The 22,843-nt window shown below is 51.9% G+C and carries 22 protein-coding genes; 9 read left to right on the plus strand and 13 right to left on the minus strand.

Features of this window, described 5'->3' with window-relative positions; genetic code table 11:
• Window positions 1-41 precede the first annotated feature (41 nt).
• Window positions 42-893, minus strand: a complete 852-nt coding sequence (locus FDX04_RS05615; protein WP_137370572.1) for an aldo/keto reductase — start codon at window positions 891-893, stop codon at window positions 42-44.
• Window positions 894-1,154: 261 nt separating this feature from the next.
• On the opposite strand from FDX04_RS05615, the gene FDX04_RS05620 reads away from it, so the two are divergent.
• Entirely contained in the window at window positions 1,155-2,351 is a 1,197-nt protein-coding gene (locus FDX04_RS05620) for a multidrug effflux MFS transporter (protein WP_137370573.1), read from the plus strand.
• Between the two features lie 30 nt (window positions 2,352-2,381).
• Here FDX04_RS05620 and FDX04_RS05625 read toward each other — a convergent pair whose 3' ends face one another.
• Window positions 2,382-3,416, minus strand: a complete 1,035-nt coding sequence (locus FDX04_RS05625) for an AI-2E family transporter (protein WP_137370574.1) — start codon at window positions 3,414-3,416, stop codon at window positions 2,382-2,384.
• 416 nt (window positions 3,417-3,832) lie between these two features.
• Between FDX04_RS05625 and mdtJ the strand changes: the two genes are divergently transcribed.
• Both mdtJ and mdtI read left to right on the plus strand, forming a co-directional pair.
• Window positions 3,833-4,198 carry a multidrug/spermidine efflux SMR transporter subunit MdtJ gene (gene mdtJ, locus FDX04_RS05635; protein ID WP_160956389.1) on the plus strand — a complete coding sequence of 122 codons (366 nt, stop codon included), beginning with the start codon at window positions 3,833-3,835 and terminating at the stop codon, window positions 4,196-4,198.
• Window positions 4,185-4,514: a multidrug/spermidine efflux SMR transporter subunit MdtI gene (mdtI, locus tag FDX04_RS05640; protein WP_038640477.1), complete on the plus strand. Its 330-nt coding sequence runs from the start codon at window positions 4,185-4,187 to the stop codon at window positions 4,512-4,514. The genes mdtJ and mdtI overlap by 14 nt, the downstream gene beginning before the upstream one ends.
• A 34-nt stretch (window positions 4,515-4,548) precedes the next feature.
• On the opposite strand, the gene FDX04_RS05645 is transcribed toward mdtI, so the two are convergent.
• The 5 genes from FDX04_RS05645 to msrP all read right to left on the minus strand — a co-directional run bounded on the left by FDX04_RS05645 (window position 4,549) and on the right by msrP (window position 9,262).
• Window positions 4,549-5,370 carry a serine protease gene (locus tag FDX04_RS05645; RefSeq protein ID WP_137349800.1) on the minus strand — a complete coding sequence of 274 codons (822 nt, stop codon included), beginning with the start codon at window positions 5,368-5,370 and terminating at the stop codon, window positions 4,549-4,551.
• Between the two features lie 270 nt (window positions 5,371-5,640).
• The gene (gene asr, locus FDX04_RS05650) at window positions 5,641-5,958 is read right to left on the minus strand and encodes an acid resistance repetitive basic protein Asr (protein WP_137370575.1); all 318 of its coding nucleotides are present in this window, start codon (window positions 5,956-5,958) and stop codon (window positions 5,641-5,643) included.
• Window positions 5,959-6,095: 137 nt separating this feature from the next.
• Window positions 6,096-7,583 (minus strand): carboxypeptidase M32, encoded by a 1,488-nt coding sequence (locus FDX04_RS05655; RefSeq protein ID WP_137370576.1) that lies wholly within the window; start codon window positions 7,581-7,583, stop codon window positions 6,096-6,098.
• Between the two features lie 47 nt (window positions 7,584-7,630).
• Complete coding sequence (gene msrQ, locus FDX04_RS05660; RefSeq protein WP_137370577.1) at window positions 7,631-8,257, minus strand: protein-methionine-sulfoxide reductase heme-binding subunit MsrQ; 627 nt, start codon at window positions 8,255-8,257, stop codon at window positions 7,631-7,633.
• The gene (gene msrP, locus FDX04_RS05665; protein ID WP_137370578.1) at window positions 8,258-9,262 is read right to left on the minus strand and encodes a protein-methionine-sulfoxide reductase catalytic subunit MsrP; all 1,005 of its coding nucleotides are present in this window, start codon (window positions 9,260-9,262) and stop codon (window positions 8,258-8,260) included.
• Window positions 9,263-9,450: 188 nt separating this feature from the next.
• Here msrP and FDX04_RS05670 point away from each other — a divergent pair, with 188 nt between their 5' ends.
• The 3 genes from FDX04_RS05670 (at window position 9,451) to FDX04_RS05680 (ending at window position 12,409) form a co-directional block, all read left to right on the plus strand.
• The gene (locus tag FDX04_RS05670) at window positions 9,451-10,173 is read left to right on the plus strand and encodes a response regulator transcription factor (protein WP_061381375.1); all 723 of its coding nucleotides are present in this window, start codon (window positions 9,451-9,453) and stop codon (window positions 10,171-10,173) included.
• Complete coding sequence (locus FDX04_RS05675; RefSeq protein WP_137370579.1) at window positions 10,170-11,642, plus strand: HAMP domain-containing sensor histidine kinase; 1,473 nt, start codon at window positions 10,170-10,172, stop codon at window positions 11,640-11,642. Before FDX04_RS05670 ends, FDX04_RS05675 begins: the two co-directional genes overlap by 4 nt.
• A 92-nt stretch (window positions 11,643-11,734) precedes the next feature.
• Window positions 11,735-12,409 (plus strand): CPBP family intramembrane glutamic endopeptidase, encoded by a 675-nt coding sequence (locus FDX04_RS05680; RefSeq protein WP_137370580.1) that lies wholly within the window; start codon window positions 11,735-11,737, stop codon window positions 12,407-12,409.
• Between the two features lie 30 nt (window positions 12,410-12,439).
• Here FDX04_RS05680 and FDX04_RS05685 read toward each other — a convergent pair whose 3' ends face one another.
• Window positions 12,440-13,690, minus strand: a complete 1,251-nt coding sequence (locus FDX04_RS05685) for an MFS transporter (protein WP_137370581.1) — start codon at window positions 13,688-13,690, stop codon at window positions 12,440-12,442.
• 107 nt (window positions 13,691-13,797) lie between these two features.
• Here FDX04_RS05685 and FDX04_RS05690 point away from each other — a divergent pair, with 107 nt between their 5' ends.
• From FDX04_RS05690 to bioD, 3 genes are all read left to right on the plus strand, one after another.
• Window positions 13,798-14,706, plus strand: a complete 909-nt coding sequence (locus FDX04_RS05690) for a LysR family transcriptional regulator (protein ID WP_137370582.1) — start codon at window positions 13,798-13,800, stop codon at window positions 14,704-14,706.
• Window positions 14,707-14,824: 118 nt separating this feature from the next.
• Complete coding sequence (mlc, locus tag FDX04_RS05695; RefSeq protein ID WP_042308501.1) at window positions 14,825-16,045, plus strand: sugar metabolism global transcriptional regulator Mlc; 1,221 nt, start codon at window positions 14,825-14,827, stop codon at window positions 16,043-16,045.
• 125 nt (window positions 16,046-16,170) lie between these two features.
• Window positions 16,171-16,866 (plus strand): dethiobiotin synthase, encoded by a 696-nt coding sequence (gene bioD, locus FDX04_RS05700; protein WP_042308499.1) that lies wholly within the window; start codon window positions 16,171-16,173, stop codon window positions 16,864-16,866.
• On the opposite strand, the gene clcB is transcribed toward bioD, so the two are convergent.
• From clcB to ynfE, 5 genes are all read right to left on the minus strand, one after another.
• On the minus strand, window positions 16,822-18,111 hold the full coding sequence (gene clcB / locus FDX04_RS05705) for a voltage-gated ClC-type chloride channel ClcB (RefSeq protein ID WP_137370583.1): 1,290 nt from the start codon (window positions 18,109-18,111) through the stop codon (window positions 16,822-16,824). The two genes, bioD and clcB, sit on opposite strands and share 45 nt — an antisense overlap.
• Window positions 18,112-18,230: 119 nt before the next feature.
• On the minus strand, window positions 18,231-18,845 hold the full coding sequence (gene dmsD, locus FDX04_RS05710) for a Tat proofreading chaperone DmsD (protein WP_137370584.1): 615 nt from the start codon (window positions 18,843-18,845) through the stop codon (window positions 18,231-18,233).
• 42 nt (window positions 18,846-18,887) lie between these two features.
• Window positions 18,888-19,742 (minus strand): dimethyl sulfoxide reductase anchor subunit family protein, encoded by an 855-nt coding sequence (locus FDX04_RS05715; protein ID WP_137370585.1) that lies wholly within the window; start codon window positions 19,740-19,742, stop codon window positions 18,888-18,890.
• Between the two features lies 1 nt (window position 19,743).
• Entirely contained in the window at window positions 19,744-20,361 is a 618-nt protein-coding gene (dmsB, locus tag FDX04_RS05720; protein WP_042308489.1) for a dimethylsulfoxide reductase iron-sulfur subunit DmsB, read from the minus strand.
• A 10-nt stretch (window positions 20,362-20,371) separates the two neighbouring features.
• Window positions 20,372-22,810 carry a selenate/tellurate reductase subunit YnfE gene (gene ynfE, locus FDX04_RS05725; protein WP_137370586.1) on the minus strand — a complete coding sequence of 813 codons (2,439 nt, stop codon included), beginning with the start codon at window positions 22,808-22,810 and terminating at the stop codon, window positions 20,372-20,374.
• Window positions 22,811-22,843 lie beyond the last annotated feature (33 nt).

A 22,843-nucleotide genomic window follows, 5' to 3' on the forward strand; every position in this document is an offset into this window, starting at 1 on the left:
CGTTAGCTAAAAGTAAGACGGCCTCTGCGGAGGCCGTTTTTTTAAACGTCCAGCTTCCGCTGGGTGATCCATTCCACTCGAGCCGGATCTCGATGCGAGAAAAACGCGCTGCTTCCGCTGTCCATGGCGGCAATTTGCGTCATTTCTTCCGGGGTCAAGCTAAAATCCAACACCTGAATATTTTCGGTCATACGCGTTTTACGCACGGTTTTCGCCAGTGAAATAATTCCGCGCTGATAAATCCAGCGCAGCACGATCTGACCGATGCTTTTGCCATATTTTTCCCCAATAGCCGCTAAAACCGGGTTCTGAAACAGGTCATTACGTCCCTCGGCGAACGGTGCCCAGGCTTGTGGTTGAATGTTTCTGCTCTGCATCCAGGCAACCGCATGTGGCTGTTGATGGAATGGGTTTACCTCAATCTGGTTTACGGCAGGAATCACGCGATTGAAGGCCATTAAATCAGCCAGTCGATCCGGATGAAAATTACTCACGCCAATCGCACGGATTTTTCCTTCCTCATATAACTCCTCCATAGCGCGCCAGACACCATGTACATCTCCATAGGGCTGATGGATTAAATAAAGATCAATATAATCAAGCTGAAGGCGTTGCAGGGACCGCGTAAATTGCGCCTTTGCGCCGGAATAGCTTGCATCTTGTAACCACAGCTTGGTGGTCACGAAAAGCTCATTACGTGGCACACTGCTTTGCCTGAGTGCGTTCCCTACTTGAGTTTCATTCAGATATGAGGCAGCGGTATCAATCAGGCGATAACCTGAATCAATGGCATCCCGTACGGCTTGCTCGCATTCGGCGGCATCGGTCATTTGATAAACGCCAAAACCAAGCAGGGGCATCTCAACACCGTTATTGAGTACTTTTGTATTCATGGGATTCTCCTGAGCATTCATCTTTGTATTGACCGCAGATTAGCAATTTTCTGTGGGTACTATTAGTCTGTGAATCCCGCATGGACCTATGAGTTAAATTCATTTCTGGATAGCAAATACTGGAGTGGAATCACAGTATCTGCCGCTAACGTTGCCATTATTCATGATTATGGTTCATAAACTTATGCCATTTTAGCCCTCTAATCACCGCAATACGTCGCATATATACTGTGGTCTGTTTCTTCAACATGACAGAGCGCTATGCGTAAAAATGAACTGGCATCGCCGGTGGCTACAGCAAGCCACACCGGCCTTAGTTTTATTCTGATCCTCAGTGGCCTGATGGCCTTTACCTCACTTTCTACCGATATTTATCTTCCGGCAATGCCGACAATGGCCACGGATTTACATGGCAATGTAGAACTTACGATCACCGGATTTTTGGTAGGTTTTACTATCGCACAGCTGATTTGGGGACCGATTAGCGATCATCTGGGCAGGCGTAAACCGCTGTTTATTGGCATGGTGCTTTTTATCATCGGGTCTGCAGGATGTGCGATGTCTACAAGCATCACGCAGATTGTTTTCTGGCGGGTATTTCAGGCCCTTGGCGCCTGTACTGGGCCTATGCTGGCCCGGGCAATGATCCGCGATCTCTTTGCGCGTACCCGTGCGGCGCAAATGCTCTCGACGCTGGTGCTGATAATGGCGATTGCGCCGATAGCTGGGCCATTGATTGGCGGGCAAATTATTCGCCTGAGCACCTGGCACGCAGTTTTTTGGCTGCTGGTGCTGATTGGCGCGCTAATGTGTGTCTCTTTATGTTGGCTACCAGAAACACTACCTGAAGCAAAACGGGTGAAAGCTTCTCTGACGGGCGCATTTCGTAATTACCGTTCCCTGTTATCTAATGGGCGTTTTATGCGCTACACCCTGAGCCTGACGTTTTATTACGTCGGCGCGTATGCGTTTATTACCGGATCGCCATTTGTTTATATTAGCTATTACCATGTTGATCCTCAGCATTATGGCTGGCTGTTTGCGCTAAATATTGTAGGCGTCATGGCGATGAGCGTGTTAAACCGTAGGCTGGTGCAACGGCATCCCCTGGAGCAACTGCTGAAATATGCGACGATGCTGGCGGCGCTGGCTGCGGTTGCGCTTGCCCTGTTGGTTAAGCTGGAGTGCGGGGGAATTGTGGCCATTATCATTACCATATTCCTGTTGTTCTCAATGAACGGCATTATTGCGGCCACCTCAACGGCCGCAGCGCTGGATGCGGTACCGAACATCGCTGGTTCAGCCTCCGCGCTGATTGGCGCATTACAATACGGTAGCGGCATTATCTCATCATTACTGTTGGCCGCGTTCAGTGACGGCACGCCATGGACCATGGCGTGGATAATTGCGTTATTTACGTTGTTGAGTGCCACCCTGGCGCTACGTGCTAAACGATAAACGAAAGCCCCGCGCAGGCGGGGCGACAATTTACGCTTTGTTGAGATCGCTAAGCAGAACGGCAATGCTTTGCCCGCCGTTGGTTTGCTCAAGCGCAATTTTGACGATGATGGTCAGCGGGACAGAAAGCAGCATCCCCACAGGACCCAGCAACCAGCCCCAGAAGATCAACGACAGAAACACCACCAGCGTGGACAGTCCAAGCCCACGTCCCATAATCCGCGGTTCGAGGATATTCCCGAACACCAGGTTAATGATCAGATAACCCGCCAGCACCACCAGGGCGTCGTAAAGACCGTTAAATACCAGCACCTGAGCAATAGGGGGGATGGCTGCCAGCACGGAACCGATATTAGGAATATAGTTGAGGGCAAAGGCCAGCAATCCCCAGACAAAGGCAAAGCGCACGTCGAGGGCGGCGAGCATGCCCCAGGCGACCAGTCCGGTCACAATGCTGATTGCCGTTTTTAGTACCAGATAGTGCGATACGCTGTCGATGGCGCGTTGAATCGCTGCCATTCCCTCAATAGGCCGGCTCATCATTTGTTTCAGTTTGTTGGGCAGTTGCGGGACTTCCAGCAGCATAAAAACCACCGTCAGCAGCAGTAAAAATATCGATGACATGGCATTAGACAGCTGCGCCAGTAAATTAGTGACCAGCGTCATTGCCGCGTTCGGATCGATGTATTTGACGAGCTCATCCACCGAAACGCCTATCCCTGCGCGCTGTAGCCAAGGCTCGAGATTTTTCAGCGGGATAACCAGTGAAGAACGGTATTGCGGTAGCGTCCGCGCAAGCTCATTTAAGGATGTACCTAAGTAGGCTAATAGCAGCACCATTAGCATTACAATAATTACGATCAGCAATGACACTGCGAATACGCGCGGTATGCGAAGTTTCACCATGCGTTGCACCACAGGGTTCAGCACAACGGCAATAAATAATGCCAGAATAAAGGGCACGATGATATCTGCGGCAACGCGGATGCCGCTCAGTATGATAACCAGCATGCCCAGCATAATGACTATTTTTAGACCGTTAAGCGTAATGATCGGTTTCGCCATGTGTATTCCTGTGCTTTTACTTTTTGAATCTGAATAATAATGTGATTTGCGTCGAGCCGTTATAACAAAAATCAAACGGGGCTGGTAAAGAAGTGAAAAGGCTTTGAGTTCGTAATGAACCTATGATACAAATCATCTGTGTTTAACTACCGAGGACAATTATCATCCGCGATGATGAGAAGCAACACTGCGGATAATTGTAATATTATGGACAATATGTTCAGGATGTTTTTGCTTTTACCTACACTTCTTCGTACCTCTTCCACTTTCCTGCTTGCGGGTGAGCAACACTGGCGCAACGCGCTTTAGTCCCTTCTTCTGCCTGAGCTGGCGCTGTGCGCTGAGCTAACTGATTTTATTTTTTGGTTTACTGCATGCAGTAGGCCCAAAGGACTATATTCTCAAGCAGGAGAAGCATCATGTTTTACTGGATATTATTAGGTCTGGCCATCGCGGCTGAAATTACCGGTACGCTGTCAATGAAATGGGCGAGCGTGGGCCATGGTAATTCAGGCTTTATTTTAATGCTGGTAATGATCGCCTTATCGTATATTTTTCTCAGTTTTGCCGTTAAAAAAATTGCCCTCGGCGTAGCTTATGCCTTATGGGAAGGTATCGGTATTTTATTTATTACGCTGTTCAGCGTGCTGTTATTTGACGAAACCTTGTCCACGATGAAGGTGGCTGGTCTGGTCTCGCTGGTGGTAGGTATTGTGCTGATTAAATCCGGTACACGAAAGCCTGCCAAAGCGGGCAGAGAGGTGACCCATGCAGCAGTTTGAATGGGTTCATGGCGCCTGGCTTGGCATGGCTATCGTTCTGGAAATCGTGGCTAACGTCTTTTTGAAGTTTTCTGATGGTTTTCGCCGCAAGGCTTATGGCGTGCTGTCGCTGGCTGCAGTTTTAGCGGCTTTTAGTGCGCTGTCGCAGGCGGTAAAAGGCATCGATCTCTCCGTCGCCTATGCCTTATGGGGCGGATTCGGGATTGCCGCGACGTTAGCCGCAGGCTGGGTGCTGTTTGGTCAGCGTCTGAACAATAAAGGCTGGATCGGCGTGGCATTGCTGTTGGCCGGAATGATCATGATAAAACTGGCCTGATAAAAGTGCTGCCCGTTAATACGGGCAGTATGCGTTATCCCTTGGCCAGCGCTTCCAGTTTGTCGCGAAACCCGGTCACGGAAATCGCGCGGTTATCTGCCCGCCAGCGATCTTTCGCCGCCGGAGCGGAGCTTTGTACGCCAATCAATTGCCAGCCGGAATCCGTCTTCAGCATCAATGGCGACCCACTGTCGCCCGGGAGCGTATCGCACTGATGTGACAAAACGGTATTTTGCGCCCAGCCGGTCACCACGCAATCCTGATGCGTGTACAAATCGTCAAGATGATCTTCCGGATAGCCCGACTGCGTGACTTTACGATCCGCGGTTTTCAGCGCCGCGGTTAATGCCGCTTTATCACCTTCAAATAATGGCAGCGGTGTGATACCGGAAGGTGGATAACGCAACACCACCAAACCAAAATCCCATGGGGCGGCGGAGGGGGGCACAATCCAGCCATCACCATCGGCTTTTAAACGTTTGCCGAGCGAAGGATCAACCCGGCCTTCAATTCCGTGGATCTCATAACGCCAGATACCCTTTTTCGACACGAAGCGTAACGCCACGGCTTTATCAGGTTTACCTTTTGGCGGCGTAAGTAAGCAGTGTCCGGCAGTCAGAGCCAGATGGGGTGAAATGAGCGTAGCGGTACACAGGTTACCGCTGGCGGTTTCCAGTTGTCCGATAGCGTCCCATGGTGATTGCGTTGGGTCAGTCACCTTAATGCGATCGTCATGTCCAAAAAACAGCGTTTTTATATTTTCTGCTTCAGCGCTGGACGTTGCTGGCTGTTCCGCATGCGCAACGACAGGAGTTAAAAAAATTGAACCCAGTAACATAGCAATGGTTTTATGCATATCACACTCTGGTGGGGAATTATGATTTTTAACAGCAAACCCTCAGTTAATACTATAGACGGGACGGCGGGAAAGTGGGAGTAAAATCAGATAACTACACTCAGGAAAGATAAAAATGCATGGCGATGAGGGCACAAATAATCAGGGCCGTAAGAATGAACTCAAAGCGGTAATGTGACACCATTTTACCCTCCGAAAGGCGGCGCCAAATCTGGATGATTTAGCGCCGTATGCTACGGCGTGGGGGGCGCCATAGTGACTACAGGCGTGTTATGCAGCAGGCTGAGCGGCTGGTTTCGCGGAGTCGTGTTTTACGGTTTTTTTGGTGTGTTTTTTAGCGGCCTGAGCTTTTTGTTCTACAGCAGGTTTGGTTGCTGCTTTTTTGGTGTGCTTTTTCGCCGCCTGAGCTTTCTGTTCTGGCGCTTTTTGCGTCGCAGTTTTGTGCTGTTTTTTATGATGCGTGGTTTTCGCCGGGGCCGCTTTCGTCGTTGCAGCAGTTGGCGCGGTGGTAGCAGTTGTTTCAGCAGCAAATGCAGCAGAAGACAGACCCATAGCAGCGGCAACAACCAGAGCTAATACTTTTTTCATTCTCATACCCTCGATTTGGTTTTTCATTCAACCCCACTGCGGGGCCGTTGAAATAACTATATCGCTGTAATTACTGGGCTTCCGTGAGTCATTGGTATCGGCGTGTAACGATATGTACAATGACTCACGGCAGGAGATTACAAATAACGGGCTTCCAGGTGAGCGCGGAAATAGCGGCTGCTGAGCGGCTCTCCGGTGGCCTGGGTAATGAGTTGTTCCGTGGTAAAACGACTGCCATGCTGCCAGATATTCTGGCGTAGCCAGTCAAAGAGGGCGCAAAACTCTCCTTGCGCAATCTCCTGGTTCAGATCCGGTAATGCGCGGTGAGCTGCGCTGAACAATTGCGCCGCATACATAGCGCCTAAAGTGTAAGACGGGAAGTAGCCAAAGCCGCCGTCGGTCCAGTGAATATCCTGCATACAGCCATTGCGATAATCCCCCACCGTTGACAGTCCAAGCCAGGCCTGCATCTTCTCATTCCACAGCGCCGGAATATCATCCACTTCAATGTCGCCGTTAATTAACGCTCGCTCGATTTCATAACGCAGGATCACATGAGCAGGATAGCTCACCTCGTCGGCATCAACGCGGATAAACCCGGGTTTTACCTGCTGGTTCCAGGCAATGAAATTGCTCTCTTCAAACGCAGCCTGATCGCCAAAATGACGCGTCACCGCCGGAATGAGTCGCGTCAGGAATGCTTTACTGCGCCCCAATTGCATCTCAAAGAACAGACTTTGCGACTCATGAATGGCTGTTGAGCGTGCCAGAGCGATAGGTTGTCCTGACCAGTTACGCGGCAGGTTTTGCTCATAGCGGGCATGACCGGTTTCATGAATCACGCCAAACAGCGCGCTGAGGAGTTCATTTTCGTCATAGCGGGTAGTAATGCGCACATCTTCCGGTACGCCGCCACAGAAGGGGTGTGCGCTGATATCCAGTCGGCCAGCCGTAAAGTCGAATCCTAACTGCGCCATCGTTTCCAGACCCAGCTCTCGCTGGACAGCCGTCGGAAAGGGGCCAACCGGGGCGATAAGCGTTTGCTGAGACTGTTTTGCCACTGCCCTGGTGAGTAGATCGGGCAGCCAGTTTTTCACGTCCGCAAACAGGACATCCAGTTGGGCGCTGGTCATTTCTGGTTCAAAGATGTCCAGTAGCGCGTCATAAGGTGAACAGCCTTTAGCGTCTGCACGCAGTCGGGCTTCTTCGCGGCTGTACTTCACGACTTCTTTCAGGTTCTCGGAGAATCCTTCCCAATCGTTCGCGGGTCTCTGGCTGCGCCAGGCATGCTCACAGCGACTGCCCGCCAGCGACTTTGCTTCTACCAGTGATTCAGGCAGCAGGGATGCCTGGTGATGCAGTCGCGACATTTCGCGCAAATTCGCTTGCTCAACATCGTTAAGATCTTCCTGTTTTGCTGCGGCGATCCACGTGGCTACCTTCGGGTCGGTTAACAGCTGATGTTCAAGCACGCTTAGTTCAGCCAACGCTTCGCCGCGGGCTTTACTGCCGCCCGGCGGCATCATGGTAAACATGTCCCAACTGGCGATAGCCGAAAGGTGAGAGAAGCGAGAGAGGCGCTGGAACGTGCGGGTGAGTTGATGGTAATTATCATTGTTACTCATTTTTTGTTCTCGTTCTGTTTTGGTGTGGGTAAGAAGTTTACCGTGATTCATTCACTTTTCATAAACACACCTTTGTATTCGCTTTTGCGTAACAACTTTTTATAGCGAAATACCAGCAGCACAATAAAACAGAAGGCGTAGATAATAGGGGACGGTGACAACACTTTGACTGACCATAGGTAATGAACCGGGAGTAAAATGGCAGTCAGGTAGACGTAGTTGTGCAACGTTTGCCAGCGTTTGCCCATTTTACGCTGGGCGGCCTGCGTGGAGGTCAGCGTCAGCAGGAGTAAGATAACCCAACCCGCCATGCCCAACGTTAGCCATGGGCGTGAAACCAGTTCACGTCCCAACAATCCCAAATTTTGTATACCCAGTTCCAATAGCGCATAGCTGGTCAGATGCAGTGTGGCCCAGGCAAAACACCATAATCCTAACAACCGTCGGGTACGAAACAGCAAAGGCTGCTTTGCATAGCGTGCGAGCGGCGATACCAGCAGGGTAGCAAGCAAAAATTTTAGCGCAGTAATGCCGGTAAAATGCTGAATGTCTTTCCCGGGATCGGCGCCCAACGCACCCTGTTGCACTGCCCAGAAGAGCCATAGCAGGGGTAAAAAACCGGCGAGATGCAGCAGCACTTTCAAGCCAGTTATCTGTTTTACGGTGAGCCTCACTTAAAAATACTCCCGTAGATCCATGCCCCGATATAACGATGCCACCTCCCTGGCGTAACCGTTAAAAAGCAACGTCGGCTGGCGTTGCACATCGAGAATCCCACCGGAACCGATAAAACGTTCCGTCGCCTGAGACCACCGAGGATGATCGACATGCGGATTAACATTGGCGTAAAAACCGTATTCATTCGGTGCTGACATATTCCAGGTCGTCGGCGGGCGCTCACGTGTCAGCTTGATACTGACAATCGATTTAATACCTTTGAAGCCATATTTCCAGGGGACCGTCAGGCGTATCGGCGCCCCGTTTTGCGGCGGCAACGCTTTGCCATACACGCCCACGGTCAGAAGGGTAAGAGGGTGCATGGCCTCATCCAAACGCAGACCTTCAACATAGGGGTATTTCAAGCCGCCACCAATGAAGCGATCTTTCTGACCGGGCATTTCATCGGGGGCGTAACGTGTTTCAAAGGCAACGTATTTGGCGTCGCTGGTGGGTTCAACCTGCGCCAATAATTTATGTAAGGGAAAGCCAATCCACGGCACAACCATCGACCACGCTTCAACGCAACGCATCCGGTAAATACGTTCTTCTAACGGAAAACGTGTGGTCAACGCATCATGCTCCAACGTTAAGGGTTTGTTCACCTCACCGCTGATGGTTAATGTCCAGGGATCGGTTTTCAGGCTACCGGCGTTGGCGGCAGGATCGGCCTTATCCAGACCAAATTCATAGAAATTGTTATAGCCCGTCACCTTGTCTTCCGGCGTCAGGGGCAGTGTGCTTTGCCAGGCAGCCGGTTTTATGAACTCGAGCGGTTTTCCCGCCGGTGCAGGCGTTCGATCGTTGCCCTTAAACCAATTCAGTAGATTCGCCTGTGTCGGGGAGGAGAGTGAAGCGGCTGCAGCGCCTATTCCAAGCGCTTTGAGGACCTGTCGTCTTTGCATAAAAAAAACTGATTCGGCGGTAACATCAGCTTCCCGAAGTGTACGTTTTTTCTGCATAACTGTTCCTTTTTATTTTCATGTTAAGGAAAACAAAGCGACGTTTCCCTGTTGATGCCTGACTTTCTGTAACGACATCCTGTATCCTGGCGTATCCCAGGATCCTCACGAAAAGTTAAAAATTTTGTGATAACTTCCGCCCCTTGCCTGAGGTAAGCTTTCACAACGATGAGAGGGAGAGGATACTGATGGCCGGCGCAAAAAAGATATTTTTGGTGGAAGATGACAGCGATATTGCCTCACTTTTGCAGCTTAGCCTGAAGGATGAGGGATACGAAATTATCCATGAGGCGGATGGAACGCGCGCGCTTGAACAACTGGAAAAACATGTCTGGGATGCGGTTATCCTCGATTTAATGCTGCCGGGTGTCGATGGTCTGGAAATATGTCGTCGCATTCGTCAAATGAGTTTCTATTTACCCGTCATCATTATTAGCGCCCGTACCAGTGAAACTCACCGCGTTCTGGGGCTGGAGATGGGAGCCGATGATTATTTAGCCAAACCTTTCTCCATACTGGAACTGATGGCCCGCGTGAAGGCGTTGTTTCGCCGTCAGGAGGCGATGAGCCAGAATCTGCGTGTGGAAGCGGGGATCATTAACATCCATGGTTTGGAGATAGATCCCTTAGCCCGTGAAGTCCGCCAGCATGGCAAATCAATCGATTTGACGCCCCGTGAGTTCGATCTGCTCTATTTTTTCGCTCGTCATCCTGGCGAAGTTTTTTCGCGTCAGGCGCTGTTGGATCATGTGTGGGGCTACCAGCACGAAGGGTATGAGCATACGGTGAACAGTCATATTAATCGTCTGCGGACCAAGATTGAAAAAGATGCTGCTGAGCCGGAAATTATTCTTACCGTTTGGGGACGAGGCTATAAGCTTGCGGCGAATAACGCGGAGCATCAGTCATGATTTATCGACTGTCTTTAAGCCAGCGGCTGACCCTGGTATTTACCGCGATTATGTTGATTTGCGCGGTAGCCGTCAGCGTTGTCCAGCTGCGTAATAGTCAAAAATATGGCGATGCCATGGTGCAAAGGCTGTCGCTGGAACTGGCGAGCAAGATTGTCAAAAGTGAGGCTCTGATTGATACCCGCGGGCAGATCAATCGACAGACATTAAAAGGACTGTTTAATCACCTGATGACGCTCAATCCAAGCGTTGAACTGTATCTGGTTTCACCTGCAGGTGACATACTCGCCGATGCCGCACCGCCCGGGCATATTCAGCGCCAGAAAATTACCGTGCAGCCGATCCAGGGTTTTCTAAATTCGGATGCTTTGCCAGTGTATGGCGATGATCCGCGCAGCAATCAGCAGAAGGTCTTTAGTGCGGCGCCAGTGATGCTTAACGGCCAACTACATGGTTATCTGTACATTGTTCTCCAGGGCGAAAATCTGCATATGCTGGCAAATACCGCCTGGCAGAAAACGCTCTTGAACACCGTGACAGGAACATTAATTCTGGTTTTATTAGCCGGCGGAATTGCGGGCTTGTTGGTGTGGCGATGGGTGACGCATCCGGTAAAAAGGTTGACCGCGCAGGTGGTCAAAATGGAGCAGGACAGTATTAGCGTCATTAAGCAGTTGGCGCAAAAAAAGCCCGTACCGTCACCGGGGAATGAAATTGCGTTGTTGAACAATGCGTTTATTGAACTGGCACAGCAAATTGCGCAGCAGTGGGATTTGTTAGCTGACAGCGATCGCCAGCGCAGAGAGTTTATTGCCAATATATCTCATGATTTACGCACGCCGCTCACCTCGCTGCTGGGGTATCTGGAAATGTTGTCGCTGAAAGCGGACACAATAACGCCAGAGGAAAACAGGCATTATCTTAGTATCGCGTTGCGCCAGGGGCATAAGGTTCGCCATCTGTCACAACAACTGTTTGAGCTGGCGAGGCTGGAGCACGGAGGCATAAAACCTCAGCGCGAACGTTTTGCTTTTGGCGAGTTGATCCAGGATGTGGCGCAGAAGTTTGATCTCCCTGTTGCCACACGTCATTTGCAGTTACACCTTGACGTGATGGGGCCGTTACCGCTGGTAAATGCCGATTTATCGATGATGGAAAGGGTAGTGACCAATTTGCTGGATAATGCTATCCGCCATACGCCTGACGGGGGGGATGTATGGCTAAAAATCTGGCGTGATGAAGATCGACTGTTAGCAGAAGTGCAGGACAGTGGTCCTGGCGTGGAAATGGGAGTACGCGAAGTATTATTTCAGCGCCCGACAGCGTTAACTCCCCGTGAGCAGCGTGGCGGTCTGGGATTGTTGATTGTGCGAAGAATGCTTGAACTGCATGGAGGCGATATCAATCTGGTTAATTCAACGGCAGGCGCGTGCTTCCGTTTTTGGTTGCCGCTGACGGATTCTCCATAGGGTAAATGTTGGTAGGTTGTCAATGATAATGAGAATTTTTATCATATATCGATAATTCATCATCTTATACTCGACAAGCGCAAGGAGATTGTATGTCACAGGATGTCGACAACCAATATATCGCCCGGACCAAAGCCGTTACTGGCTGTTTTTCTATGTTTTTGCTGATGTTTGGCCTCACGTTTACCCCGTTGTTTTTTCCCGCAAGCCAGGAGCTGCTCGCCAAAGGATTACTCTTCCCGCTGTTGTTTATGCTGGAATTTATCGTATTGGTTCCGCTGTATTATTTCTTCTTCAGAAAAAGAGAAGGGCTGGGCAAAGGGATCTTCAATGCCCGGTGGTTTGGCATTTTATTTGCGGCCCTGCTTTTTATTCAGCTTATCTTGCCGTGGTTGATAGGTCTCAGACAAACCGAAGCGTGGGTAACCAGCCAGATATCCTTAAACAGCTACGCGCTGTGGGTATCCGCTTTGACCCTGATATTTTTTGCGCCAGTTTATGAAGAAATTGTTTTCAGGGGCTGTTTATTCAACGCATTCCAGTATTGGTTCAATAATAAAACCTGGCTGTCGTCAGTCGTGGTATCGATCATTTTTGCCGTGATGCATACCCAGTATGTGGATCTGCGCACGCTGCTGATGCTGTTTCTTGTGTCGCAGGTTTTAATCCTTGCCAGATTGAAAAGCAACGGACTGCTGATGCCGATGACGCTGCATATCGTGATGAACGGGACGGTTATTGTCCTGCAAATGGCAGCGTCTTCATAAGTGATGATGCCCGAAGCCGGGCATCCTTGATTAAACGTGCAGACGATGGTGCAAACGCGCACCGACCAGCAACGCCAGCACCAGCATTAGGGCGATAAATCCGCCCACGCCGTTCCAGCCGTAGCTATGCCAGAACACACCGCCCAGCGTACCGGCAATACTGGAGCCCAGGTAATAGCTGAACAGATACAGGGAAGAGGCCTGGCCTTTAGCGCGTTTCGCCCGTGGCCCAATCCAACTGCTTGCCACGGAGTGCGCGGCAAAGAACCCGGCAGAAAAGAGCAGCATCCCGGCGAAGATCAGCCATAGTGAGGTAAACAGGGTCATCAATAGCCCAAAAAGCATCACGCCGGTTGAAACGATCATCACCGGGCCGCGACCATAGCGGGTGGTCATGGAGCCTGCTTTCGGCGAACTCCAGGTCCCGGTCAGATATGCCACGGATAACAGGCCGACAACTGCCTGACTGAGTTCCCACGGAGAGAGCATCAGGCGATAGCCGATGTAATTAAACAGTGTGACAAACGACCCCATCAGCAAAAAACCTTCCGCAAACAGTAGCGGTAACCCCCTGTCGCGCCAGTGCAAACGGAAATTGATGAACAATGATTTAGGTCGCAGCGACGTGGGCCTGAAATGACGGGACTCTGGCAAAATTTTCCAGAACATCAGCGCGGAGGCGAGGGCAAAACAGCCGATCGCCGCCAGCGCGATACGCCAGTTGAAAAAGTCGGTGAATACGCCGCTGATCAAGCGACCACTCATACCGCCAATTGAGTTGCCACTGATATACAAACCCATTGAGAAAGCCACGAAGCTGGGATGAATTTCCTCACTCAGATAGGTCATCCCCACTGCCGCCACGCCGCTCAGCGACAGACCGATCAGCGCGCGCATGATTAAAATCCCGTGCCAGCTGGTCATCATTGTTGAAAGCAGCGTACAGCAGGAGGCGAGTAGCAGTGCCGTAACCATTACCGGCTTACGACCTATCGCATCGGAAAGTGGGCCAGTAAACAGTAAACCGATGGCCAGCATTGCCGTAGAGATGGAAAGCGAAATACTGCTGCTGGCAGGGGAAACCCCAAACTCGTACGAGAGCACCGGCAGTATGGGCTGCACGCAATAGAGCAGGGCAAATGTCGCCAGCCCGGCAGAAAACAGCGCCAGCGTAACGCGCATAAAAGGGGATGTACCGCGTTTGATAAAACCATCCGGCAGGGTAACGCTCTCGTCAATATCGCTTGCCGGCGCGGTATCGACCGTTGTTGTACGACTCACTTGGAATCCTTGCTTAATATTTTGCTACTACAGGACCAGCCTTAAGAGTATGAAAATCCCAATATTCTGTCTAATATATTAATAATCTCAAATAATATTTTAAAAATATGAATATTGAACTTCGTCACTTACGCTACTTTGTGGCGGTTGCGGAAGAGTTGCATTTTGGCCGGGCGGCAGCGCGGCTGAATATTTCGCAACCACCGTTAAGCCAGCAGATCCAAATCCTGGAACAGCAGATTGGCGCCCGGTTATTGGCGCGAACTAACCGCAGCGTGGCCCTCACAGCCGCCGGAAAACAGTTTCTGGCGGACAGTCGGCAGATCCTTGGCATGGTTAATGAAGCCGCCGCCCGTGCAGAGCGTTTGCATCTCGGAGAAGCGGGGGAGTTGCGTATCGGCTTTACGTCATCAGCGCCGTTTATCAAAGCGGTGTCAGATACGCTCTCCCTGTTTCGCCAGCGCTATCCTGTGGTGCATATGCAAACCCGCGAGATGAATACGCGCGAGCAAATTGCTCCACTTAACGAAGGCACTCTGGATTTGGGGCTTATGCGTAACACGCAACTCCCGGAAACGCTGGCGCGAGAGGTTATTCTGCATGAACCGCTGATGGCGATGATCCCACGAGCGCACCCGTTGGCGCAAAAGCCCGTAGTGACGCTGGCTGAGCTGGCTAATGAGCCTTTTGTCTTTTTTGACCCGCATGTGGGAACGGGGTTGTATGACGACATTTTGGGCCTGATGCGTCGCTATAACCTCAAACCGACGATAACTCAGGAGGTTGGCGAGGCGATGACCATCATTGGATTAGTGGCCGCGGGATTGGGCGTTTCGATCCTGCCTGCTTCCTTTAAACGTGTGCAACTGTATGAAATGTGCTGGATCCCGATAGCGGAAGAAGATGCCGTCTCCGAAATGTGGTTAGTCTGGCCTAAGCATCATGAGCAAAGTCATGCCGCGCAACGTTTTCGTGAACAACTGCTGGCGGCGGTCCAGGCGATTAATTTAGTTTAAATATGGGTGAAAATGTGCAGTAAATCACAAGGCTAAGTAAAAAGTTGACGGGAGCCATTGAAGTGCTTCACCATAGCCCGCAGATTATTTCGGAGCGCGAAAATAAAGGGAGTAAGTGGTGGTTGCTGATAGTCAGCCTGGGCATATCGATCAAATTAAGCAGACCAATGCGGGCGCGGTCTATCGCCTGATTGATCAGCTGGGACCGGTATCGCGTATTGATCTCTCTCGCCTGGCACAATTGGCGCCTGCCAGTATTACCAAAATTGTCCGAGAAATGCTTGAAGCACACCTGGTACAAGAGCTGGAAATCAAGGAAGCGGGGAGTCGTGGGCGTCCGGCCGTGGGGCTGGTTGTCGAAACCGAAGCCTGGCACTATCTATCTATTCGCATCAGTCGCGGCGAGATTTTTCTGGCGCTGCGCGATCTGAGCAGCAAGTTGGTGGTTGAGGATTGCCTGGAAATGGCGCTGGTCAGTGAAACACCTCTGCTGCAACGTGTCATTACCCAGGTCGATCAGTTTTTCATCCGCCACCAGCAAAAGCTGGAACGCCTGACCTCCATCGCCATCACGCTACCTGGCATAATCGATACCGAAAACGGCATCGTTCATAGCATGCCGTTTTACGATGACGTCAAAGAGATGCCGCTGGGCGAAGCGCTCGAAAACCATACCGGTGTGCCGGTCTATATTCAGCATGATATCAGCGCCTGGACCATGGCGGAGGCGCTTTTTGGCGCGTCGCGTGGCGCACGCGATGTCATTCAGGTCGTCATTGATCATAACGTTGGTGCAGGGGTGATAACCGACGGTCATTTACTGCATGCCGGTAGCAGTAGCCTGGTGGAAATTGGTCATACGCAGGTCGATCCCTACGGTAAACGTTGCTATTGCGGTAATCATGGCTGTCTGGAAACCATCGCCAGCGTCGACAGCGTACTGGAACTCGCGCAGGTGCGGCTGAAGCAGTCAATGAGCTCTTCACTGCATGGACAACCGTTAACAGTGGACGCGCTGTGTTTGGCAGCCATGCAGGGTGATTTATTGGCGAAGGATATCATTAGCGGTGTCGGGACCCACGTCGGACGTATCCTTGCTATTATGGTGAATTTGTTCAACCCCCAAAAGATATTGATTGGTTCTCCGCTCAGTAAAGCGGCGGATATTTTGTTTCCCACCATTGCTGACAGCATTCGTCAGCAGGCGCTCCCGGCTTACAGTCGGCATATTGTCGTCGAAAGTACGCAGTTTACTAATCAGGGGACGATGGCAGGGGCCGCGCTCGTTAAGGACGCGATGTATAACGGTTCTTTGTTGATACGTCTATTACAGGGTTAACATTTTTTAACTGTTGTACGAAAAATTGCGCTATCTCAAGCTGATTCCGGTCGTCATACCTTAGACTTTCTCCACTGTTTTATTTTCCTGACTTATATTTTCAAAGCATAACGGTGGAGTTAGTGATGCTGAAGCGTTTCTTTATTACAGGTACAGACACTTCTGTTGGGAAGACCGTGGTTTCCCGCGCATTACTACAAGCGTTGGCGTCAGGGGGTAAAAGTGTCGCGGGCTACAAACCGGTAGCCAAAGGAAGCAAAGAGACACCTGAAGGCTTGCGCAACAAAGATGCGCTGGTGCTGCAAAGTGTGTCATCCATCGAACTGCCTTATGAGGCGGTCAACCCGATTGCGCTGAGCGAGGACGAAAGTAGCGTAGCGCATAGTGGTCCGGTCAATTACACCTTGCTTTCCAACGGTCTCGCAAGTCTGAGTGAAAAAGTCGATCACGTTGTCGTGGAAGGCACCGGCGGCTGGCGGAGTCTGATGAATGATCTGCGTCCGCTATCTGAATGGGTGGTACAGGAACAAATGCCGGTGCTGATGGTAGTCGGTATTCAGGAAGGTTGTATTAATCATGCCATCCTTACCGCACAGGCGATTGCCAGCGACGGATTGCCGCTGCTTGGCTGGGTCGCAAACCGAATCAACCCAGGGCTGGCGCATTATGCGGAAATCATTGATGTGCTGAGCAAAAAATTACCTGCGCCGCTAATCGGCGAACTGCCGTATCTGCCTCGCGCAGAGCAGCGCGAGCTGTCACAGTATATCCGTCTGTCAATGCTTGGCAGCGTGCTGTCGGTAGATAGAGTCGTGGCGTAACGTTCTCGACAGCACTGACGCCACCACGCAGGCGATCAGTAATCCGGGGAGCAAGCGATACTCCCCGGTCATTTCACAAACCATCAATGTAGACATAATTGGCGCATGCGTGGTGGCTGCCAGTAGCGTGGCCATCCCCGTTAATCCCAGCAGAATGGCAATTTCATCCGGACCCGGAAGCCATAATCCCCACGCCCGTCCCAGCAGCATGCCGACAGACATACCGACAAACAGCGTTGGCGTAAACACCCCACCCGGCGCACCGGAGCCACTGCTGGCAAGCACAGCCAGTAACTTGCAGATAAAGATCCCACTCACCACGGTCAATAGCGGTGGCGAGAGTAGGTATGACTGCACCACGCTGTAGCCATTTCCCCAAACGGCAGGAGTGAGCAGCGACAACAGGCCAACGATCAGCCCGCCAAGCGCCAGTTGCCACGGTGGCGAGAGTTTTAAGCGTAAAAAGCCATTATGGCTGGCGGTCATCAACCACATGAACAGCGGACCGCAGACGCCGGCAACCAGACCAGTACTGACGATCATGACGTATTCCAGCACATGCAGTTCCCGTGTGAAGTGCACGGCATAGAGCAATGCATTGCTGTCGCTCAGCACATTAGTGGTGAGCAAAGCGACGACGGCGGATACCACCACCGGCCCCAGCGAGGCGAGGATCATCGTGCCAAACAAGACTTCAGCAATAAATAAACTGCCCGCCAGCGGGGCATGATACGCGCCGGCCATACCTGCAGCCGCGCCACAAGCAATCCATAATTTCCATTCAGCGCGGGGTGTAAAGCGTTGGGCAAAGCTGGACGCGGCCAGCGCCGCCAGCAAAATCATGGCGCCTTCGCGCCCGATAGCACTGCCGCTGGCGACAACCAGTAACGATGCCAGTGACTTTACCAGGCTTGCGCTGACGTCGAATTGTCCATCCGTTTGCAGGGCTTCCATGTAATCTGTAGGAGCCTGTGGTCGTAAACGGTTGAATTTTTGCCAACCCCAGAGCAGTAAGCCAGCTGCCAGGCCGCCCAGCGCGGGCGTCAGCATGCGTCTTATAGGAGAAAGGTTTGTCGCCGCATTGACCAGACTGCCCGTGTCGTTGCCCAGGAACAACCATTCAAGAAGGAACATGGCATGGCGAAAACCCGCGACGGCTAACGCGGCAAGGATACCAATCAGCGCGGCGATCAGCAGGCGGCGAAACATCGCACGCAGGTCAGGGTAAGCATGTAAATGATGCATGAGTGGCCAGACAGGGAAATTCAGACGCTTTATTTTGCGGCTATTTGGCAGCAGAAGCAAAAGCTCAGCGTGCGCAACGGGATGGAACGCAGGCAAGAAACGTCTTGCCTGCGGCGAAATTAACGAAATATAGGTTTATCGGCTACTGGGATCAGTAATTGCGATCGCCACTGTGCCAGCGTCAGTCGCGCCAGTTCACCCAAAGCCTGGTAGAACGGGTGGTTCGCATGTTCGATAAACACGTCAAGGAAGCGAGTTGACCACGGTAGCAGATGCCAGGCTAATAACTGTTCGCATTCCGTGTGGCGTCCGTTTTCAGCAAGCCAGGCCGTCAGTAACAGCAACGCGCCGAAGTGATCTTCCGGTTCATTTTGCTGCATGGCAAACTGGATCCCGTTGTCCCGCATCCACTGACGTAATGCCAGTGTGGAATCGCCAAACAAGACATTTTCACGATCCAGCCAGACAGAACCCCAGGGTGGAGAAGGTAGCGCGTAAGGGCCGACAAACAGTTGCTGCCAGGCTTGCGGGAGCGGCTCATCAGCCTCGGTCTGCAGTTGTTCAGCCAGCGCAGAAAGGGACGTGGGTGCAAGCGGCCACTGCGCCTGCCAGCCATCGGTTTTAAGCGCACTGACCAGCGCAGAAGCTTCCGCACTGTCTGGCGCATAGTAGAACAGCGCACCCAATACGCGCGCCGCGGTAGAGAAGTTGTCACGTTGTGAAAAATGGGTCATGCAAACAATCCTGAAAAGTGCGGGTTGCCCCGCACCCGAGTGTTAACCTGCAACAGCCATTCCGACTGTCATATGTAAGCCATAAAACAAACCGCGGCCAATAACTTCACCGGCAAACACGAAAATTAAACCCAGCGCCAATCCGCCGACAGCCGGTTCTTTGCGACGAATTAGCGGGCATATCCAGCAACCCAGCCCCGCAGCCAGCATCACGATGCGCCAGACCTGTAAGCTTGCGTAGTCGGGAACCAGAGCGTTGGCGTGTTGTACCGAACTGTGAATTTCGCTGAGCGATACGCCCTGCAAAACGATAACGGCCACGGTCACCAGCAGGGCAAGAATGCTGATTCCGGCGAATCTGGCGGCGTTAAACGACATGCTCGCAGCGCGTAGCAGCAGGGCGGCAAACATCGGGCCACTCAGCAACATCGTCATGAAAAACGCCAGCGTAGTATAGCCATTATACCAGGTCGGAACGGTGTCTATCTGATAGACGTTAGTCATCGCCAGAACAAAAACCAGACCAAGCAACATGCTGAGCAGCAGCCAGATTTTACCTAACGTAGCCGGCATTTTACCGAGAAACGCCACCAGCCACCACAGACCACCAACCGCGAAAAACAGCGAACCGCTGGCGATTTCGTTACTGAGCGCCGATGCGCCGATTCTGTTCAGCGAGTTAAACGCGCGTAGCGGTGAACCTAAATGCATTATTGAGGCGAGAAAGGCGATGCCCATCACCAGCCACAGGAAAAACATACTGCGCACGATACGTCGTTTTGCCACATCGTCTTTGGTGGTTAACCAGCCATACCCACTCACGATCAGCGCCCCGGCCACACATTGGCCCAGCACCGTAAACAGGACCAGCGGCCATTCATGCCATCCATTTCCCATTTTACACCTCCTTCGGATTAGCCAGAAAACCCGTGGTATCCCCGGTCGGGCGGCAATTGGCATTGGGTTTGATCACAATACTCGGTTTGGTGAAGTGTGCGCCCGGTAACGGGGCAACCGCCGCCAGCTCACCATGTTTTTTGCGCAACTCATCAATCGGACCAAAGTCCAGCGCGCGTAGCGGACAGGACTCAACGCAGATAGGCTTTTTGCCGTCGGCGACGCGATCATGACAGCCATCGCACTTGGTCATATGACCTTTGGCGGCATTGTATTGCGGCGCACCGTATGGGCAGGCCATGTGACAGTAGCGACAGCCGATGCATACGTCTTCATCCACCACGACAAAACCATCTTCGCGCTTATGCATAGCCCCACTAGGACAAACCTTGGTGCAGGCTGGATCCTCGCAGTGGTTACAGGATATGGAGAGATAGTAGGCAAAAACGTTCTGATGCCAGACGCCGTTATCCTCCTGCCAGTCACCGCCAGCGTATTCATATATCCGCCGGAAACTGACGTCAGGAGTGAGGTCTTTGTAGTCTTTGCAGGCCAGCTCGCAGGTTTTGCACCCGGTGCAACGACTGGAATCAATAAAAAATCCATACTGAGTTGTCATGGGTTAGTCCTTAAACCTTCTCGATCTCGACCAGATTAGTGTGCTGTGGGTTGCCTTTTGCCAGCGGTGAAGGGCGCTGTGTTGTCAGCGTATTGACGCAGGCGCCATGGTCAATTTTGTCGCCGGCCATATCGGCATCGTGCCATGCACCCTGGCCCATTGCGCTGACGCCAGGCAGGATCCGTGGCGTTACTTTGGCCGGAATACGTACTTCACCGCGGTCGTTAAAGACCCGCACCATATCGCCATTTGCAATACCACGCTTTTGGGCATCGACGGGGTTGATCCACACTTCCTGACGACAGGACGCTTGCAGAACATCGATATTGCCGTAGCTGGAGTGCGTACGGGATTTGTAATGGAAGCCAAACAACTGCAGCGGAAATGCGCTACGTTTAGGATCGTCCCACCCTTCAAACGTGGAGGCGTAGACGGGAAGCGGGCTAATTACTTCGTCCTTCTGCAATTCCCAGGTGTTGGCAATTTTCGCCAGTCGGCTGGAGTAAATTTCAATCTTTCCTGACGGAGTTTTTAGCGGATTTGCCTGCGGATCGTCGCGGAATTTTTTGTAGGCGACAAAATGCCCGTTAGGATCTTTGCGTTTATAGATCCCCATTTTTTTCAGCTCGTCATAAGAAGGGAGCGCGGGGTCCTTGGCCAGCATTTTTGCATACAGATACTGGAGCCACTGTTCCTGAGTACGGCCTTCCGTAAACCGTTGATAGATATCATTGCCAAGGCGTTTGGCGACTTCGCTCATTATCCAGTAGATCGGTTTGCGTTCGAACTTCGGTGACGTCGCGGGTTGAATAAAAATGAGGTATCCCATGTTGCCCGCATAGTCGTTAGGAATGATGTCTTCCTGTTCGACGGTCATTAAATCCGGCAGCAGAATATCGGCATATTTCGCCGAGGAAGTCATGAAGTTTTCGATGACCACTATCATTTCGCATTTCGTATCATCCTGAAGGATCTCATGCGTTTTATTGATATCTGAATGCTGATTAGTAATGGTATTGCCCGCGTAGTTCCAGATAAATTTAATCGGTACATCGAGCTTATCTTTCCCGCGCACGCCATCGCGGGTTGCGGTCATTTCCGGGCCACGGGCGATGGCGTCGGTCCAGCTAAAGCAGGATATCTGGGTCTTGATGGGATTATCCGGCAGCGGCATGCGTTCAATCGTGATGGTGTAGGTTGATTCTCGTGCACCGCTATTGCCACCGTTGATGCCAACGTTGCCGGTAAGAATTGGCAGCATCGCGATCGCGCGCGAAGTCAGTTCGCCGTTAGCCTGACGTTGTGGACCCCAACCCTGACAAATATACGCCGGTTTTGTACTACCGATTTCTCTGGCCAGTTTAATGATGCGCTCGGCCGGGATCCCGGTGACATGCGAGGCCCATTGGGGCGTTTTAGCGATACCGTCATCGCCGTTGCCAAGTATATAGGCCTTGTAGTGTCCGTTAGCGGGGGCGTCAGCGGGTAGGGTTTTCTCGTCATAACCGACGCAATATGTGTCGAGGAACGCCTGGTCGACCAGATCTTCGTTAATCAGGACCCAGGCGATTCCCGCCACCAGTGCGGCATCGGTTCCCGGACGGATAGGGATCCACTCATCTTCACGACCCGCAGCGGTATCGGTATAACGCGGGTCGATGACGATCATGCGGGCGTTAGAACGCTCCCGGGCCTGCTCAAGGAAGTATGTTATGCCACCGCCGCTCATGCGCGTTTCGGCAGGGTTATTGCCGAACATCACCACCAGCTTCGTGTTTTCAATGTCGGAGGTACTGTTGCCGTCATTTGAGCCGTAGGTGTAAGGCATTGCCGCCGCGATTTGTGCGGTACTGTAGGTGCCGTAATGGCTCAGGAATCCGCCATAGCAGTTCATCAGGCGAGCGACCAGCGAGGCATAAGGGGAGGAGCGAGTAATATTGCCGCCGACAATGCCAGAGGTGTAGTTGATATACACGGCCTCATTACCGTATTTCTGTACGGTATTTTTTAAACTGGTGCTGATGGTATCCAGCGCTTCCTGCCAGGTTATGCGTTCGAATTTACCCTCACCGCGTTTGCCCACACGCTTCATAGGATAATTGAGGCGATCCGGATGATTGATCCGTCGACGGATTGAGCGTCCACGCAAACAGGCACGCACCTGGTGCTGACCATAAATATCGTCTCCGGTCGTATCGGACTCCACCCATACGACCTCGTCATCTTTGACGTGCAGTTGCAGGGCACAACGGCTGCCGCAGTTTACGGAACAAGCGCCCCAAACCACTTTCTCTTCAGCTGGTTGTAACGCCTGTTGTACCGCAGCCGCTGCGGTGCGCATTCCAAAAGGTAACGATAACCCGCCCGCGGCCAGCGCCAACGAACCGATAGCCGAGGATTTCACTAATGTCCTGCGGCTGATGCCTCCATATTGCTCAGTTTCCGACATAACTCACTCCATTATAGTTATCGTTATATATAA

The sequence above is a fragment of the Citrobacter sp. wls615 genome (genome assembly GCF_005281355.1).
GTDB classification, from domain to species: Bacteria; Pseudomonadota; Gammaproteobacteria; order Enterobacterales; family Enterobacteriaceae; genus Citrobacter; species Citrobacter werkmanii.